The organism is Litchfieldia salsa, assembly GCF_900104555.1.
Taxonomy (GTDB): Bacteria; Bacillota; Bacilli; order Bacillales; family Bacillaceae_L; genus Litchfieldia; species Litchfieldia salsa.
In genome coordinates, this window is record NZ_FNJU01000003.1 from 217263 (window position 1) to 233959 (window position 16697).

Consider the following 16697-nt stretch of genomic DNA (forward strand, 5'->3'; position numbering starts at 1 on the left):
ATTTTATACAAAATAAATTGGAGTATAGATGAATGGATATTCAATTGATCATTACACTTTTTCTAATAGGGTTTATAGGTTCATTCATATCTGGCGTTGCAGGTATTGGAGGATCAATATCAATTATCCAATGTTACTGTATTTCCCACCAATTTTAGGTACTGGTATATTCAGTGCCCATGAAGTAACAGGTATAACAGGAGTGCAAGTATTATTTGCCACCATTGGTGGTGTTTTAGCCTATCGGAAAAGTGGATACTTACATGTACCTTTAATTATATTTATGGGTTTTAGTGTACTAATCGGCAGTTTAATTGGTGGCTTTGGATCAAGAATGATGGAAGAAGAAACAATCAATATCATATATGGAATCTTAGCATTCATTGCAGTTGTTTTGATGTTTATTCCAACTAAAGGTATAGAGGGTAAGGTAGAAGAAATTCATTTTAACAAGTGGTTAGCATCTTCTTTGGCTTTTATTGTAGGCATTGGAGCAGGAATTGTGGGGGCTGGCGGAGCATTTCTTCTTGTTCCAATCATGTTGGTTATATTAAAGATACCAACACGTATAACAATTGCATCTTCATTGGCAATAACACTTATTTCATCAATTGGAGCAACGGTAGGGAAGGTAGCCACGGGGCAAGTTCATTTTTTTCCTGCTTCTATCATGGTAATCTCTAGTCTAATTGCTGCGCCACTTGGTGCGCAGGTAGGTAAAAAAGTAAATGCCAAAGTCCTGAAATGGATTTTGGCATTACTGATTGGTGGTACTTCAATAAAGATTTGGTCAGATATTCTCTTTTAAGAAACTTTATTGGTTTCAATATATGTTTCTAATGATGGATGAAACTCTTTTTGATAATGACCTTCAGAGCAGTATTTTATAACAAATGCACTTAGTATGCTTGAATGCTTTGTTTCTAAAGTTTTGTTACATTTTGGACATTTTTCATTTATAAAGAGTTTAAGTAAATTCATTTTATCACTCCCTAGATAATCTCGTTAAAACCTATTAGATTAGTATGGATTATAACATGGATGCACTTATCTTTGTATATATTGTTTTGTAATAATTTTGGAAAGGTGTGATGGATTTGGCAGGACACCGGTGTAACCCCGTTAAAGCAGATAAGTTATTAGATCCAGAGCGATTACAACATGTTTCACCAGAACAAGTTATAAAAGAATTAAACATTAACAAGGAAAATGTTATTGCTGATTTAGGGGCAGGTAATGGATTTTTTACGCTTCCATTAGCAAGGGAAACGAATCAGAATGTTTATGCCGTTGATATTGAGGAAAAAATGCTAAATCTTTTAAAAGAGAATGCACTTTCGGAAGATATCAATAATATTCACTATACACTTAGTAACCTAGAGGATATACATTTGAATGATGATCTCGTAGATAAGGTCCTTGTAGCTTTTGTAGTACATGAAATTCCGAATCTAAAGAAAGCATTGAGTGAATTTAAAGAATATTAAAGCAAAACGGAACCCTACTTATTCTTGAATGGGAGGCCATTGAAATGGAAATAGGACCACCATTACATGAAAGGATTCCTTCAGAAAAAATGAAAGAAATACTAAATGAAAATAACTTATCATCGTCAATCATTAAGTTCAGTGAGGCCGTTTATGGTGCAATTATCAATATATAAGGAGGGACTGTAATGCAATTTGAATACACCGTTGAAACAAAAGACGATATCAAAACTGCGATATCTTCATTAGAGGATACACTAAAGGAAGAGAAGTTTGGTGTCCTATGGGAGTTTGATATTAAAGGTAAGTTACAAGAAAAGGGTTTAGACTTTAACCAGGAATACAAGGTCTTAGAAGTCTGTAACCCTCATGAAGCCCAGCGGATACTTAGTGAAAATCAAATGGTCGGTTATTTTCTTCCTTGTAAAATCGTTGTTTATGATGATCAAGGTAAAACAAAAATAGGGATGCCAAGACCTACGGCTTTAGTAAGTATGGTGGATGATCCAAAGATAAAGGAACTTGCTGAAGATATTGAACAACGTCTTATTGATTGCATCAACAAAAGTATAGTATGAAAAGAGAAGAAGGAGATGTAAACAGTTTATGTCTCCTTCTGTTGACAATATACTATAGGGGGTATAAAATATGGGTTATTAGTTGCTCCTGGGTACTAAGGAGAGTGAAAGATATTGCTAGATTTTGTTTTTATTTTATTATGTATGCCTATCTTAGTAGGCATTTATAAAAGATATGTTCCTGTTCTATGTATGTCCTATTTTGAAAAAAATGATATAAATAAGGAAAGTGAAAAGGTTGTATTAGATATTAGGACGTTATAAACACCAAATAAAAGAAGTAATTAACATTCCAGTGGCTTATATGAATAGATTTCACAAGGAAATACCTTATCAAGCAGTACACCTAATATGTTCATTGGAAAAAAAACGTCGGAACCCGAATATTACAAAAAAAGGGTTTAAAGTAGTCAGTTACTCGCTATCTTCTCAAGAAGCATGTTATGAGAGTTACAAGTCAAAGCGAAAAGGTATAGAGAATTTATGTGTGAGTGACTAGAAAAAAATAATCTAAACTGAGTTGACAATATACCCACCAGGGTATATAATCGGTTTATCGAATCACAAAAACCTGAGTTCATTATTTTACTTGAGTCAGGAAATCTTTTATTTTATATGGAGGTGCTACTATGGAATATGATGTTCAGACAAAGAATCGTTTAAAACGTATTGAAGGTCAAATCAGAGGCATTTTGAGAATGATGGAAGAGGGCAAAGATTGCAAGGACATCATTACCCAATTGTCTGCTAGTAGAACAGCGATTGATCGTACAATTGGTGTTTTAGTGAGTACCAATTTAATAGAATGTGTTAGGAAAGCAGAAGAAAATGGGGAAAGCAGCGATGAATTAGTAAAAGAGGCTGTTAACATGCTTGTAAAGAGCAGATAATAAAGGGTTGACATCCTTTTTTATTTAGAATAATATATACCCATACGGGTATAAGTAATTTTTGAAGACGAAGATTTGAGGAGGATATAAATGAAAGTGGAAAAAGTATTAGACGCGAAAAATTTAGCATGCCCAATGCCGATTGTTAAAACAAAGAAGGCCATAAATGAAATTGAAACAGGTCAAGTCCTAGAAGTTCATACAACAGATAAAGGTGCTAAGAGTGACTTAACTGCTTGGGCAAAATCAACTGGACATGAATTACTTGAATATAAAGAAGAGAACGATGTATTTATATTCCAAATTAAGAAAGGTTAAAAAAATTTTACAAACAAACATACCCTGTATGGTATAAAATGAGGAGGAATTAGAATGTCAGAGAAAAAGAAAACAACGATTGTTCTATTTAGCGGAGATTATGATAAAGCAATGGCAGCCTATATTATTGCAAATGGAGCGGCTGCTTACGATCATGAGGTAACTATTTTTCATACATTTTGGGGATTAAACACTCTTAGAAAAGACGCACAAGTACCAGTGAAGAAAGGATTCCTAGAAAAAATGTTCGGCAAAATGATGCCTCGCGGTGCTGATAATATGGGCCTTTCTAACATGAACTTTGCTGGAATGGGACCTAAAATGATTAAGCATGTGATGAAAAAGCATAATGCTATGCCACTTCCACAACTTATAGAAATGGCACAAGAACAAGATGTGAAGTTAATTGCATGTACAATGACAATGGATCTTCTTGGATTGCAAAAAGAAGAGTTAATTGATGGGCTTGATTACGCCGGAGTTGCTGCATACATTGGTGATGCAGAAGAAGGAAATGTAAACTTATTTATCTAGTAGCCTAATAGAAGAGAACAGGAGGTCATTCCTTGAATGTTTTTGTTGATACGATAATTTTTTCTCTCGTTATACTTTTTATTGCCCTACGTTTAATACCTGTGAAGGGGGTAAAACAGGTCAATACAACTCAACTAAAGGGTTTATTGAAAGAGAAGGGGTTTCAATTTGTTGATGTGCGTACACAAGGTGAATTTGGTCAATACCATATTCCCGGCTTTAAAAATATCCCGTTACATCAACTTTCACAAAAAGCAAACACTTTGAAAAAGGATAAAGAAGTAGTCGTTATTTGCCAAAGTGGAATGAGAAGTAAGAAAGCAAGTAAAGTATTAAAAAAACAAGGGTTTAAACAAATAACAAATGTAAAAGGTGGCGTAAGCACCTGGAAAGGCTAGGAGGTTAATAGAATGAGAGAATTCACAACAACACAAGTTGAAAGTTTACTTGGTGAGGAATTGAATTTAATTGATGTTCGTGAAGTTGAAGAGGTAGCACAAGGAAAAATCCCTGGTGCAATCAACATTCCACTAGGCTTATTGGAATTTCGTATGCAGGAACTAGATAAAGCAAAAGAATATATTATGGTGTGTCGTTCAGGTGGAAGAAGTGCACAAGCATTAAAATTTCTCGAAAGCCACGGTTTCAATGTGATTAACATGACTGGTGGAATGCTTGCATGGGAAGGGCCAATCGAATAAATTTTTTTAGATGAATATATACCCTGTTGGGTAATTAAAATTGGAGGTTGTATCACATGGAAATGATAAAAACAGATGTTATCTTAGACGCGAAAAATTTAGCATGCCCAATGCCGATTGTAAAGACGAAGAAGGCCATGAATAACCTAGAGGCTGGACAAGTCATAGAAGTTCAAGCAACGGACAAAGGATCAAAGGCAGATATTAAAGCATGGTCAGAAAGTTCAGGGCATCAATATTTAGGAACACTCGAAGAAGGTGATGTATTAAAGCATTATCTTCGTAAAGCAAGTGGAGAAGAAAAGTTAGAAAAGAAACATCCTTTTGTCGTTAGCAACGATGAGTTAGGACAAAAACTTTCAGCCAATGAAGATTTAATTGTGCTAGATGTAAGAGAAAATGCTGAATACGTATTTAGTCACATTCCAAAGGCAAAATCAATTCCTCTTGGTGAGATGGAGAATCGGTTAAACGAATTAAATTCTGAAACTCCAATTTATATCGTATGTAGAACTGGTAATCGTAGTGATTTAGCAGCACAAAAACTAACGGAAAAAGGATTTAAACAAGTAATAAATGTTGTTCCAGGTATGAGCGAATGGGAAGGACAAACTGTAAAAGCAATAGATTAGTAGTTTACGATGAAGATTATCGGATTAGAAAGAGATACTTTTATAGGTGGTATTGAGGTCGGTGGAGCCGCGACATTCCTTGAGTTTGCAAAAGGCGCTGATGTAACTTTAACATTTTAACGATTATCTTATATTTTTTTAACTTAAATAATACTATAGGGGGTATTTAAGGTGAGTTTAAGAGAAATGACTTCAAAAGAGGTAACACAGAAGGTGATTAATCAAGAGATACTATTTATTTTAGATGTCAGAAATGAAGATGCTTTTAGTGATTGGAAAATTGAAGGAGCAAACTTTGATTATTTAAATGTACCTTATTTCGATTTATTAGATGGCGTGGAGGGAATCTTAGATCAACTTCCATCAGACAAAGAAATTTTAGTTGTTTGTGCTAAAGAAGGTTCATCTGTCATGGTTGCTGACATGCTTTCTGAAGAGGGGTTAAATGTTGCCTATCTAAAAGGTGGTATGAAAGCATGGAGTGAGCACTTAGAGCCTGTTAAGGTAGGGGACTTAAAAGACGGTGGAGAGATTTATCAATTCGTTCGTATTGGAAAAGGTTGTTTATCTTATATGGTCGTTTCAAATGGTGAGGCTGCAATTATCGATGCAACAAGAATGACAAATGTTTATACTGAGTTTGCTGAAAAGGTTGGCGCAACGATTACACATGTATTTGATACACATTTACATGCAGACCACATTTCAGGTGGTAGAGCAATAACCGAAAAAACAAATGCAACATACTGGTTACCACCAAAGGACGCAACAGAAGTTACATTTAAGTATCAACCGTTAGAAGGTGGTACGGATGTAACCATCGGTAACACCACGATCAATATTCATGCTTTATATTCTCCAGGTCATACGATTGGTTCTACGTCTTTTGTTGTCGATGAAAAGTTCTTACTTTCAGGTGATATTTTATTCATCGATTCTATCGGTAGACCAGACTTAGCAGGCATGGCAGAAGATTGGGTAGCCGATTTACGAGAAAGTCTTTACACACGTTACAGAGAATTATCTGAGGAACTTATTGTTCTTCCAGCCCACTTTATGATTATTGACGAATTAAATGAAGACGGTAGTGTTTCTGCAAAATTATGTACTTTGTTTGCACAAAACCATGGGTTAAATATTGAAGACGAAAACGAGTTTAGAAAATTAGTGACGGAAAATTTACCACCCCAACCAAATGCTTACCAAGAAATCCGTGAAACGAACATGGGGAAAATCAGTCCAGATGATGAAAAACAACGTGAGATGGAAATTGGTCCAAACCGTTGTGCTGTTCGATAAAAAGAAATTTCCGAAAGTAAGGGTATAGTTGGACTTTTATTATCTCTATTACCTTAACTTATATAGTTTTTGAGAGTGAAAATAAACTAAATTTATTAGGAGGAATATTAGGATGAACGTAACAAAAGTATTAGACGCAAAAAATCTAGCATGTCCAATGCCAATTGTAAAAACTAAAAAAGCAATCAATGAATTAGAAGCAGGGGAAGTTTTAGAAATTCATGCAACAGATAAAGGGGCAAAAAGTGATCTTTCAGCATGGGCAAAGTCAGGTGGTCATGAGTTACTAAAAGATTCAGAAGATGATGGTGTACTCAAGTTCTGGATTAAAAAAGGCTAAAAAATAATGAAGGGGACCAATACGGTTCCCTTTTATAGTATAGGAGGTAAAACGAAATGGATTTACTATTTATCATAACGATCTTTCTGATAGGGTTCATTGGTTCATATATATCCGGCATGGTTGGTATAGGTGGATCCATCATAAAATATCCAATGTTACTCTATATCCCTCCATTATTTGGATTAGTAGCGTTTAGTCCACATGAAGTTTCAGGTATTAGTGCTGTACAAGTATTTTTTGCAACACTTGGTGGGGTATGGGCTTACCGTAAAGGTGGCTATTTAAATAAGACACTTATCACCTTTATGGGAGTAAGTATTTTAATTGGTAGTTTTATAGGAAGTTATGGTTCGCAGATGATGTCTGGAGAAATCATAAACCTTGTTTATGGTATTTTAGCATTGCTTGCAGCCATTATGATGTTCCTACCGAAAAAAGGAAGAGAGGATATACCACCTGATCAAGTTACATTCAATAAATGGTTGGCAGCATTATTTGCCTTTATTGTAGGTATAGGGGCAGGTATCGTTGGTGCAGCAGGGGCCTTTCTATTGGTACCGATTATGTTAGTGATTTTAAAGTTACCAACACGTGTGACAATTGCATCCTCTTTAGCCATTACGTTTATCTCATCAATTGGTGCTACAGTTGGGAAAATATCAACTGGCCAAGTAGAATTTCTTCCTGCGTTCATTATGGTTATAGCAAGTTTAATTGCTTCTCCATTGGGAGCGAAAATGGGTCAGAAAGTAAATACAAAACTACTACAGTGGATATTAGCGTTGTTAATTTTGGGTACTTCAATTAAGATTTGGTTGGATATTCTTCTATAAAGGTGTATGACTAGGTTGTAAAAAGCGGAAACGATACATGCTCTTTGCAATTTTTCTTTGTATTTTATAGAAATACGTTTTTGAGAAAAAGGATGTATATAGAAAAATACCTTTCCAATGAAGATGAACCTGCACAACTTAGAATCCATGAGCAAGAAATGAGGTACATTTCCTGTTTCTAGCAATGGAGAAAGTTGACAATCCAGCAGCCAAAGAAGACTTGTGAATAACGTGGAAAAATTCTTTGAATGAATGTCTAAGAAACTTGAAGAACCAGGTAAAATTAAATCAAAAACCCTAGAAAAGATTGCTAAAGGTGAATTGGATGATGTAGAAGACCTTGAAGATGAACTAGAACATTTCAAGAGGAAATGAAAGAATATCAAGAGAGTTTGAAAAAACTATGAAAAATGAAGCTGAAAAAGCACAGGTGAAAGATGACGAGGAAGAGTAAGAAAGTCGCAAGAAAACCAAGCGTGAAGAAATAAAACGAGAGGCCCCTAAAAAGGAAGAGCCTATAAAAGAAGAAGGGCATGAAGAAGAGGAAGATAAATAGTAAGAAATAAATATAGTCTAAAAAGAAAGCCTTATCCATCATGATGGGGCTTTTTATGTTTCATTTGGATCTTAACTAGAATACTTACGGTTTTTTCTTTGTGGTTTCGTATCATGGTAACTAAATAGTAAAGAAGTTAATGAACTTGATAAGTTGACTACAAAAGAAGAGTTTCGTTGGAATAAATCTGAAAAATACTAATTCAGGTAAAGATGGCTTGGTAGATGGAAAAGAAAATCATGGTGATTCATTGCTATACCGAATTGGATGGGGATATAATCCAATTTATTCTGATAGTAAAAGTGATGGTATCAAGGGTGTACTCAAAAGAGAAGAAGACCAGGCTCCTCCCCTTTTTTATTCTCTCCAAAACTATTGCTTCACTGGTATTAGCACTGGGAGTTAAGTGCTATAAATCATTCATCGACAATAAAGTCTGACAAACTCCACTTTGTCTTTTTCCCTACGGTTACTCTTCTTCTAGGATTGTCCAACTATGCTCAAATTCTACACTGCCCTTTAGCGTTTGTGAAACAGGGCAATTCCGATCAAATACGTTAAGTGCACGTTCTGCTTTTTCACGTGTGCCTTTTGGTATCGTCAAATCATAATGACAAGCAATTTTCGTGATTTTTGGCACGCCTTCGGGTGCCTCAATTGTACCTTTAAAAGAACCTTTTAACTTATCGGGATATGTTGGGATTTTGCGCGCTGCCAGCGCACCTGATAATGTACCGGTTAGTCAGCCTCCTGCTGCTGCAACAATATGGTCAAGTGTTGATGGACGTTCAATTTCCGGTATTGATTTATAAAAGTCTTTTACACCACCGTGCATGCCATAATAAACAGGTTCTTCAAAGTCAGAAATGTAGGCTCTTCGGTCTCCGCTTTTATCTAGTTCGACAGTAATATTGGAAATTTCAATTGCTTCACTCATACTTCCGCCTCCTTTTCAAAATTTAACAACATTTCTAATATTCCAATTTAGACCGAAATCATTCTTTTTAGATTTAATCCTAAAGGAGATACCCTTTAGGAAAGCATAAAACTATATACTGAAGTTTCTCCATTAACTCCCTAAATATCAGACCATAACTCGGTGCTTAAATACCTTTCCCCTGTATCTGGAAATAAGGTAACAATTTTCTTGTCCTCCCTTTGCATCTTTTCACTTACTTGGGAGGCTGCCAATGCAGCAGCACCAGAGGATATTCCTACAAATATTCCTTCTTTTCTTGCTAGTAGTCTTGCTGTTTGAAAAGCATCTTCATCCTTCACAATTATTACTTCATCTATCACATTGATATTCGTGGTATTTGCGATAAAACCCGCGTTAAGACCCCTGTATTTTGTGTCTTCCAGGTTCTCCACCTGAAAGTAATGGGGATTTCTCAGGTTCTACAGCAATAACTTGAATTCTTGAGTTTTTGGATTTTAGATATTCGGCAATTCCTGAAACTGTTCCACCAGTACCTACCCCACATACGAAAAAGTCAATCTCTCGATTCATATCCTCCCATATCTCTTTTCCAGTAACTTATGAATCGAAGGGTTTGCCATATTATCAAACTGCAAAGGAATCCATGAATGAGGAATTTTATCTACCAATTGCATTGCTCTTTTGATGGTTCCTTCAAATCCTTCTTCATCCGGTGTTAATTCAACTTTTGCACCGTATCCACTTACAATTTTACGTCTTTCAATACTCATTGAATCAGGGATCATAACGATACAAGAATACCCTTTTACAGCAGAAACAAGTGCGAGTCCAATCCCCGTGTTTCCAGAAGTAGGTTCAATGATTGTGCTCTTTCCTGGGATAAGAACTCCCCTTCTTTCAGCATCTTCAACCATGGATAATGCTACTCTATCTTTAACACTAGAAGATGGGTTAAACATTTCTAACTTTGCAAAACCTCTGCATTTCCTTGTTGAATACTGTTTAATTTTACGATTGGTGTATTACCAATAAGATCTAAAATGTTGTTGGAAATTTTTTGTGTATTCGTTAAAGGTTTGAAAACTTTTATAAAATGATTCCTCTCTGGTTAATTAACATTCCTTCTTTTAATCTTCCCGTCGCATTAAAAGTCATCTGGCAATAGTCCTTATTTGTTGTCCAAAAGTATTCAAGATATTATCTTTGATTCGAGATATATTCCCAAAGAAAATCTAAATTATTTATTCAATTGCTCTAATACTTGGATCCACAGGGAAGGATACTTTATAGAAGTAAAAAGAAAGGAGGGAATACATATGGAGATAAAGTTATACCCCCCTAATAAACAGGGGACTGGTCAATTTGATAACGGGAAGATAACTGAACAAAAGCCAATTGGTTTCCCAGGGGAAGGATCGGAAGTTATGCGTGTAGGCCCACTTTTTTATTGGGCGTGGGCAAAGGCAGACAAGGTAGGATATATTCCAAAGCATCCACACCAAGGATTTGAAATCATCACATACGTTGTAAGTGGAAAAGCAGAACATGGGGATTCACTAGGAACAAAAAGTGTCGTGGGCCCAGGTGGAATTCAGGTTATGCAAACCGGGTCAGGAGTATGGCATGAAGAGGGCTTTGTAGGTCCAAATATGGAAGGATTCCAAATTTGATTTGAGCCTTTTCTAAATGAAGCCATTAAACGTGAGCCTTCTTATCATCAATACCATCATGAAAACTTTCCAATTCAAGAAACTGATCATTATTCAATAAAAACTGTTTTTCCTAATAGAACGATTGAATTTTGGCTATTTGTGAGGATGGAGCCATTCAGGAGAAAGAATTTAAGCATAAAGACTTTATGCTCATCACATCAGATGAAGAGATAGAATTTCTAATAGAGGCAAAAGACAATGAACTTCGGCTAATTATGATTGAGGTTCCAACACAAGTTTATCCAAAATAGTATATTACAAAAAAACAACATTAGAGGTGGATTTATTATGTCAAAATTATTTTCATCAGTAAACATTGGAACTGTAACGTTAAAAAATAGGATAGCAATGGCACCTATGCAACAACGTCAAGGGACAAAAGAGGCTTATGCGACTGATTATCATGCTAAGTATTATAGTGAACGGGCAAAAGGAGAGGTTGGTTTAATCATTATTGAATCGACATCCATAGCGGAAAGTGGACGACTTTTTCAAGATGATATTGGAATTTTTTCAGATAACCATATTGCTCCACTAAGAAAAATTGTTGATGCTATTCACGAGCACAATACTCCTGTGTTTATTCAGTTATGCCATGGTGGAAGAAAGTCGTCACCTGAAAATAATGGACCATTCATGGCTCCAAGTTCTCTTGCTTTCGATGATTATTATGGTGTGCCAGCTGAAATGTCGCAACAGGATATTCAAGAGGTAATCGAGCAATTTGTTGAGGCGGCAAAACGTTCTGTCGAAGCGGGGTTTGATGGAATTGAATTACACGCTGCACACGGTTACCTGATTCACCAGTTTTTATCACCTTTATCTAATCAAAGAAACGATGAGTACGGGGAAACATTTGAAAATCGGTTACGTTTTCTAAAAGAAGTGTTAATAGCGGTAAGGAAAGAAGTTGGAAACGATTTTCCTATCCAAATTCGATATTCAGCGAGTGATTATCATGAGCAAGGATTAACGGCAGATACGGTAGGTGAAATCGTGAAAACTCTCGACCCATACGGTGTTGATGCTGTGCATATTTCTTCAGGTGGGTTGTTACCTGTCAGACCGCCTGAGGTTTATCCAGGCTATCAAGTGGAGTACGCGGATATAGTAAAAAAATTTACAGACGCACCAATTATGGCAGTTGGTTTAATTCATTCAATAGAATTGGCCGAAGAAATCATTGAGTCAAACAAAGCAGATTGTGTTGCGATTGGACGCCCACTACTTGATGACCCTTACTTTGTAAGAAGATGGAAAGGGAATTAAATGAAAAAGTCTCTCCTTATTTTTAGGAGAGACTACTTGTTTTTTAAAAACCATTGAATGTTGTTACTTCATTAACTGATAGGCGTGATTTTCTTGGGTTATTTTCTTCTTTTGCTGGACCAATAGTAATCATCATGGCTGGGATTAAATGTGCTGGTAGATTAAATTCTTTACGTACACCTTCTGGGTCAAATCCAATCATTGGGCATGTTCCGTACCCCATGTCTTGAGCCACATACATTAGAGTCATAGCGGCCAAAGAAGCACCACGAATAGCCTCATCACGTTGCATGGTTTCATTGTTGCCATACAAACCTTGTATTTGGTTGATGACATTTTCCTTGTACTCTTCTGGAAGATATCCTTTTTCAGATAAATCATCAGCAATACTTTTTGCACGTTCGTGAGCCTGAAGGTTACCTAGTACTACAATGGCTGCTGCGGCATCCTCCACCTTTTGTTGACCATAGGCCACTTCTTTTAACACTTTTTTACGATCAGGGTCGTGAACGACAAGGAAATGCCAATGTTGTAAATTGTATGAGGATGGTGATAGAGTTGCTTTCTCAATGATTGTCTCTATATCTTGTTTGCTAATCTCACCATTAGGTTCGAAATCATTTACTGAGCGACGGCCTTCTATAATTTTATTTAATTCCATGATGATCCTCCTTTATGTATTCGCTTTGTAGGTTACCCAATATTTTTGATGGATAAACATTTAAAACATTTTTTGGTAAAGAAAGTTAGAAATGAGGGAGAACTTTAAAAGCAGGCAATAATGATTGCCTGCTTTTCATTTACGGAGTTGAAAATTCTTTTACTCTCTCTTCAGGAACAGCTCCAACTCATCGGTCTAATTCGTTACCATTCTTAAATAAACAATCGTTGGGATGCCATGCACACCAAATTGCTGAGCCAAACCCGGCTGGTGATCAACATCAACACTATAAAATTCAACTTGATTTGTGAGTTATTCAGATACTGCGCTTATAACTGGAGCCAGTTGTTTACACCCCGGTAACCAATCACCAATGAATTTTACAAAACCTAATGTGTTGACTTGTATGAATATCCAGGTTAGATTTATCTCGAAATAAAGATACTGTAATTGAAGATAAAGTTGTAAGGAAAGTGATTATAGATGAAACAATTGGTATCAGCCATAAAGATTGGCTTTTTGGCCACATTGGCAATGGAGGTTTTCCTAAGAGTAAATGGGGGTATTTTTAATCACAATGTAAACTTTGCTTAGTTAAACGGTACCTCACTAGGGTTAGATCCAGCGGCATTATCAACGCTTATTGTTGGCTACCTCATTTTTATTTTTGGAGGAATCGCATTTGCTTTTCTTTGTCTAAAATTTTGTTCCAAAAAAGAATATGGTTACAGGTATCTTATATGGTGTCGTTTTTGCGATGATGATTGTTGCAGGTTTAATTATAATGCCCATTACAGGAGCGGTGCACCCATTAGTAAAGGCAGAAGTGATTCCGAATCCTGGGTTCTTTGCTCTAGGTTTCGGACCAATTGCAGGTGCTTTTACATTCCTTGGTCATGTTGTTTACGGATTAGTTTTGGGAATACTCTCTAAGAACATAAGGGGAATAATTCTTCTAACAAAGAGGTGGGTTTTATCCCACTTTTTTTACACTAATTTCAATACTAAGGAAACAGTAGTGAGGAGGACCCAGTAAAATGTCAGTTAAAATCAAAATTTACTCTAATTATGTTTGACCATTCTGTTTTAAAGCGGAGGCCCCGCTAGAAGAGGCAATAAAAGGGAAACATGTTGAAGTAGAATGAATGCCTTTTGAATTACGTCCTTATCCAACAGAAACATTAAAACCTGAGGGAAATTATCTCCAAACTACATGGAAGAATTCTGTGTACCCGATGGCAGAACACTTTGGTGTAAGAATAGTATTGCCAAGGGTTTCACCTCAGCCTTATACGCATTTGGCGTTTGAAGGGTATCAATATGCGAAGGAAAAAGGAAAAGCAAATGAATATAACCATCGTATGCTTAAAGCATTTTTTCAGGAAGAGCAGGATATTGGAAATATTGACACACTAACAAGTCTGGCAAGAGAATTGGGACTTGATAAGAAGGAATATCGTCAAGTATTAGAAACAAGGAAATATAAAGAAGTACATCAGAAGGCATTACAACATGCTTATTCCGAAGCAAACATACAGGCCGTTACGTTTATCATTGGGGATACAAAGGTTCAGGGTATGCGTTCAAAGGAAGAACTAGAACAAATAATTGAAGATGAACTGGCTAAAAAGAAAAATTTTGTTGATATGAATTTTGAAGGTATGGTTTGCGGACCAGATGGTTGTTCGTAGAGCAGGAAAATCCTGCTCTATTACTTTAACGATTTAACGAATTTATTAAGAAGTTCATGTAGAAAATACATAAAGTAACTTACAAATGAAGGAGACATTAAAATGACATCTAGTTTATTTAATAAAATTAACATAGGAAATACAACATTAAGTAACCGTGTAGGAGTTGCTCCTATGACACGTACAAGTGCTACACGAGAAGGAGTGGCAACGGAACAGATGGTCGATTACTATGCGAAATTTGCTCGTGGGGGATTTAGTTTAATCATTACTGAGGGAATATATCCTGACAATACGTATAGTCAAGGGTATTTTGATCAACCAGGAATTATCGATAATCAACAAGTACAAGCATGGAAGAAGGTAACGGATGCTGTTCATGAAGAAGGTGGGAAAATATTTGTGCAATTGATGCATGCCGGTGCTTTATCTCAAGGAAACCGTTTTGTAAAAGATACATTAGGCCCATCTGCTGTTCAACCTAAAGGGGAGCAAATGAAGTTTTACGGTGGAGACGGACCATTCCAAGTGCCCAAAGAAGCAACAAAAAAAGATATTACAGATGTGATAAAAGCCTTTGTTGAATCCGCAAAACGTGCGAAGGATGCTGGCTTTGATGGTATTGAAATTCACGGTGCCAATGGATATATTTTGGATCAATTCCTAACAGATTACACAAACAAACGTACGGACGAGTATGGCGGTTCAACTGAAAATCGTGTAAGACTATTAGTTGAAGTATCCAAAGCAGTTCGTGAGACTGTCGGTGAGGACTTTACAGTGGGCATTCGAATCTCGCAAGGGAAAGTCAATGATTATACACATAAGTGGGCTGATAAAGAGAAAGATGCGGAGATTATTTTTGGACAATTAAGACAAGCAGGTCTTGATTACATTCATGTAACAGAATATGAAGCATGGCAACCTGCATTCCCCGAGGGCGAAGGAACTCAAGCAACTGACTCTGCTTTTGGTGACGGTGGGCCTTCACTTGCTGCCTTAGCAAAAAAGTATGGGAACTTACCTGTCATTGCCAATGGAGGTTTAGAAGATCCAGAAAAAGCAAAAGAAATCATCGACAAAGGAGAGGCGGATATAGTTACTCTAGGAAAGGGTGCACTTGCTAACGGAGATTGGGTTAATAAAGTGAAAAATGGTGAATCATTGGCAGAGTTTAATCCAGAAAAGATATTAAGTCCAAATGCTAAAATTAAAGACTTTGAAACAAAATGACAAATGAAAGTAAAATAGTAATCCTATAAAGGAGATCATTATGGCGGATAAGATGACTTTTCAAGTATCAGGAAACGGAAATGGTATGCAAACAATAGTAACGGCGGATCAACATACTTTTACAATTGATGAGCCACCAAATATGGGAGGGCAAGATAAAGGTCCTAATCCACTTTCAACATTTTTAGGCGCTCTCGCTGGTTGTGAAAATGTTGTTGCTAATTTAGTTGCAAAAGAATTAAATTTTGACCTACAAGGTATTGTATTTGATGTAAAAGGTATATTGGATCCAAAAGGATTAATGGGAGACCCAAATATAAAACCTTATTTTGAGAAGGTCATAGTTAATGCGAAGGTTAAAACAAGTGAAACACATGACCGAATCCTTGAATTACAAAAGAAAACAGATTCACGATGTCCTATATTTACTGCTCTAAAAGGTGCAGGTATTGAACTTGATTCCACATGGATAAAGGACTAATTTTAATAGATCAATCCTCCTAGAAATCTAGGAGGTTTTTTATTAGACATTCACAGTCTTGGGTTATACTGACAAATGAGTCATTAATCTAGGATTAAAATAAGATAGATACATGAAAAGGAATGACGGGATGAAACAATTTCTAGAAGGACTGTCCCAAGGCGATATTTGGAAATTTGTCCCACTGGTTAAAAAATATATTTGATGAAATGACTGACATGAATTTTATAATGGATGCCTGTGATGAAACGTTTATATTTGTCTTTTCAAATAAAAGGTGCTTTAAACAATTTAGATTTAACAGAGGGTATAATGAAAAGGTCTTGATGTACCATGCGGAAGAGTTGCAAGAACTGGTTCAGGAAATCGATCTTACAGTTGAATACATTAAAGTTCAAGTATTCAGAAAAAATAAGAAAAACATTTAGTACAGCAAGCTTAAATAAATTACAAATAGCAGAGAAGTTACAATTCTACAGTTTTCTATTTAGGATTAAATGGAGAAAACTCAGTGTATTTTAATAAAGCAATAATTTTTT

22 protein-coding genes and 6 pseudogenes are annotated in these 16697 nt (G+C 36.0%); 22 read left to right on the top strand and 6 right to left on the bottom strand.

Annotated features, from left to right (window positions below; genetic code table 11):
* The first annotated feature begins 32 nt into the window (after positions 1 to 32).
* Positions 33 to 808 (top strand): annotated as a pseudogene (locus BLQ56_RS08015) (sulfite exporter TauE/SafE family protein).
* Here the strand turns inward: BLQ56_RS08015 and BLQ56_RS23395 are convergent.
* Entirely contained in the window at positions 805 to 981 is a 177-nt protein-coding gene (locus tag BLQ56_RS23395) for a hypothetical protein (RefSeq protein WP_175490227.1), read from the bottom strand. The pseudogene BLQ56_RS08015 and the gene BLQ56_RS23395 overlap by 4 nt on opposite strands.
* Before the next feature lie 116 nt (positions 982 to 1097).
* On the opposite strand from BLQ56_RS23395, the gene BLQ56_RS08020 reads away from it, so the two are divergent.
* The 14 genes and pseudogenes from BLQ56_RS08020 (at position 1098) to BLQ56_RS24040 (ending at position 7990) form a co-directional block, all read left to right on the top strand.
* Positions 1098 to 1487 (top strand): class I SAM-dependent methyltransferase, encoded by a 390-nt coding sequence (locus BLQ56_RS08020; protein ID WP_175490228.1) that lies wholly within the window; start codon positions 1098 to 1100, stop codon positions 1485 to 1487.
* 44 nt (positions 1488 to 1531) lie between these two features.
* Positions 1532 to 1663, top strand: coding sequence for a hypothetical protein (locus BLQ56_RS24035; RefSeq protein ID WP_274380212.1), 132 nt, complete (start codon positions 1532 to 1534; stop codon positions 1661 to 1663).
* 12 nt (positions 1664 to 1675) lie between these two features.
* The gene (locus BLQ56_RS08025) at positions 1676 to 2065 is read left to right on the top strand and encodes a DUF302 domain-containing protein (RefSeq protein WP_090852044.1); all 390 of its coding nucleotides are present in this window, start codon (positions 1676 to 1678) and stop codon (positions 2063 to 2065) included.
* Positions 2066 to 2694: 629 nt separating this feature from the next.
* A complete protein-coding gene (locus BLQ56_RS08030) occupies positions 2695 to 2955 on the top strand; it encodes a metal-sensitive transcriptional regulator (RefSeq protein WP_090852047.1) in 261 nt (86 codons plus the stop codon).
* Positions 2956 to 3045: 90 nt separating this feature from the next.
* The gene (locus BLQ56_RS08035) at positions 3046 to 3273 is read left to right on the top strand and encodes a sulfurtransferase TusA family protein (RefSeq protein WP_090852049.1); all 228 of its coding nucleotides are present in this window, start codon (positions 3046 to 3048) and stop codon (positions 3271 to 3273) included.
* A gap of 54 nt (positions 3274 to 3327) precedes the next feature.
* Positions 3328 to 3807, top strand: a complete 480-nt coding sequence (locus BLQ56_RS08040) for a DsrE/DsrF/DrsH-like family protein (RefSeq protein ID WP_090852052.1) — start codon at positions 3328 to 3330, stop codon at positions 3805 to 3807.
* 32 nt (positions 3808 to 3839) lie between these two features.
* Entirely contained in the window at positions 3840 to 4205 is a 366-nt protein-coding gene (locus BLQ56_RS08045; protein ID WP_090852055.1) for a rhodanese-like domain-containing protein, read from the top strand.
* Positions 4206 to 4217: 12 nt separating this feature from the next.
* On the top strand, positions 4218 to 4508 hold the full coding sequence (locus BLQ56_RS08050) for a rhodanese-like domain-containing protein (RefSeq protein WP_090852058.1): 291 nt from the start codon (positions 4218 to 4220) through the stop codon (positions 4506 to 4508).
* Positions 4509 to 4564: 56 nt separating this feature from the next.
* Positions 4565 to 5140: a sulfurtransferase TusA family protein gene (locus tag BLQ56_RS08055; protein ID WP_090852061.1), complete on the top strand. Its 576-nt coding sequence runs from the start codon at positions 4565 to 4567 to the stop codon at positions 5138 to 5140.
* A 6-nt stretch (positions 5141 to 5146) separates the two neighbouring features.
* Positions 5147 to 5260 (top strand): annotated as a pseudogene (locus BLQ56_RS08060) (DsrE/DsrF/DrsH-like family protein); the annotation flags it as partial.
* A 66-nt stretch (positions 5261 to 5326) separates the two neighbouring features.
* A complete protein-coding gene (locus BLQ56_RS08065; RefSeq protein ID WP_175490253.1) occupies positions 5327 to 6439 on the top strand; it encodes an MBL fold metallo-hydrolase in 1113 nt (370 codons plus the stop codon).
* Positions 6440 to 6551: 112 nt separating this feature from the next.
* Positions 6552 to 6779: a sulfurtransferase TusA family protein gene (locus tag BLQ56_RS08070; RefSeq protein WP_090852067.1), complete on the top strand. Its 228-nt coding sequence runs from the start codon at positions 6552 to 6554 to the stop codon at positions 6777 to 6779.
* Positions 6780 to 6835: 56 nt separating this feature from the next.
* A complete protein-coding gene (locus BLQ56_RS08075) occupies positions 6836 to 7615 on the top strand; it encodes a sulfite exporter TauE/SafE family protein (RefSeq protein ID WP_090852070.1) in 780 nt (259 codons plus the stop codon).
* Between the two features lie 252 nt (positions 7616 to 7867).
* Positions 7868 to 7990, top strand: coding sequence for a hypothetical protein (locus BLQ56_RS24040; protein WP_274380213.1), 123 nt, complete (start codon positions 7868 to 7870; stop codon positions 7988 to 7990).
* Between the two features lie 650 nt (positions 7991 to 8640).
* Here BLQ56_RS24040 and BLQ56_RS08085 read toward each other — a convergent pair.
* The 3 genes and pseudogenes from BLQ56_RS08085 to cysK all read right to left on the bottom strand — a co-directional run.
* A pseudogene (locus tag BLQ56_RS08085) lies at positions 8641 to 8892 on the bottom strand (OsmC family protein); the annotation flags it as partial.
* 21 nt (positions 8893 to 8913) lie between these two features.
* Positions 8914 to 9108: a hypothetical protein gene (locus BLQ56_RS08090; RefSeq protein WP_090852077.1), complete on the bottom strand. Its 195-nt coding sequence runs from the start codon at positions 9106 to 9108 to the stop codon at positions 8914 to 8916.
* A 140-nt stretch (positions 9109 to 9248) separates the two neighbouring features.
* Positions 9249 to 10201 (bottom strand): annotated as a pseudogene (cysK, locus tag BLQ56_RS08095) (cysteine synthase A).
* A 226-nt stretch (positions 10202 to 10427) separates the two neighbouring features.
* Here cysK and BLQ56_RS23845 point away from each other — a divergent pair.
* The 3 genes from BLQ56_RS23845 to BLQ56_RS08105 all read left to right on the top strand — a co-directional run bounded on the left by BLQ56_RS23845 (position 10428) and on the right by BLQ56_RS08105 (position 12092).
* Entirely contained in the window at positions 10428 to 10781 is a 354-nt protein-coding gene (locus BLQ56_RS23845) for a pirin family protein (protein ID WP_238457216.1), read from the top strand.
* Between the two features lie 131 nt (positions 10782 to 10912).
* Positions 10913 to 11074: a hypothetical protein gene (locus BLQ56_RS23850; protein WP_238457217.1), complete on the top strand. Its 162-nt coding sequence runs from the start codon at positions 10913 to 10915 to the stop codon at positions 11072 to 11074.
* A 37-nt stretch (positions 11075 to 11111) separates the two neighbouring features.
* On the top strand, positions 11112 to 12092 hold the full coding sequence (locus BLQ56_RS08105; protein ID WP_090852080.1) for an oxidoreductase: 981 nt from the start codon (positions 11112 to 11114) through the stop codon (positions 12090 to 12092).
* Positions 12093 to 12135: 43 nt separating this feature from the next.
* On the opposite strand, the gene BLQ56_RS08110 is transcribed toward BLQ56_RS08105, so the two are convergent.
* Together BLQ56_RS08110 and BLQ56_RS24245 are read right to left on the bottom strand one after the other, a co-directional pair.
* Complete coding sequence (locus BLQ56_RS08110; RefSeq protein WP_090852083.1) at positions 12136 to 12753, bottom strand: nitroreductase family protein; 618 nt, start codon at positions 12751 to 12753, stop codon at positions 12136 to 12138.
* A 195-nt stretch (positions 12754 to 12948) separates the two neighbouring features.
* Positions 12949 to 13050, bottom strand: a pseudogene (locus tag BLQ56_RS24245) (hypothetical protein); the annotation flags it as partial.
* A gap of 460 nt (positions 13051 to 13510) precedes the next feature.
* Between BLQ56_RS24245 and BLQ56_RS08120 the strand changes: the two are divergent.
* The 4 genes and pseudogenes from BLQ56_RS08120 to BLQ56_RS08135 all read left to right on the top strand — a co-directional run bounded on the left by BLQ56_RS08120 (position 13511) and on the right by BLQ56_RS08135 (position 16158).
* On the top strand, positions 13511 to 13789 hold the full coding sequence (locus BLQ56_RS08120; protein ID WP_090852085.1) for a hypothetical protein: 279 nt from the start codon (positions 13511 to 13513) through the stop codon (positions 13787 to 13789).
* Between the two features lies 1 nt (position 13790).
* Positions 13791 to 14444, top strand: a pseudogene (locus BLQ56_RS08125) (DsbA family oxidoreductase).
* A 102-nt stretch (positions 14445 to 14546) separates the two neighbouring features.
* Positions 14547 to 15677 (top strand): NADH:flavin oxidoreductase, encoded by a 1131-nt coding sequence (locus BLQ56_RS08130; RefSeq protein WP_090852088.1) that lies wholly within the window; start codon positions 14547 to 14549, stop codon positions 15675 to 15677.
* A gap of 40 nt (positions 15678 to 15717) precedes the next feature.
* Positions 15718 to 16158 carry an OsmC family protein gene (locus BLQ56_RS08135; RefSeq protein ID WP_090852091.1) on the top strand — a complete coding sequence of 147 codons (441 nt, stop codon included), beginning with the start codon at positions 15718 to 15720 and terminating at the stop codon, positions 16156 to 16158.
* The last annotated feature ends 539 nt before the right edge of the window (positions 16159 to 16697 follow it).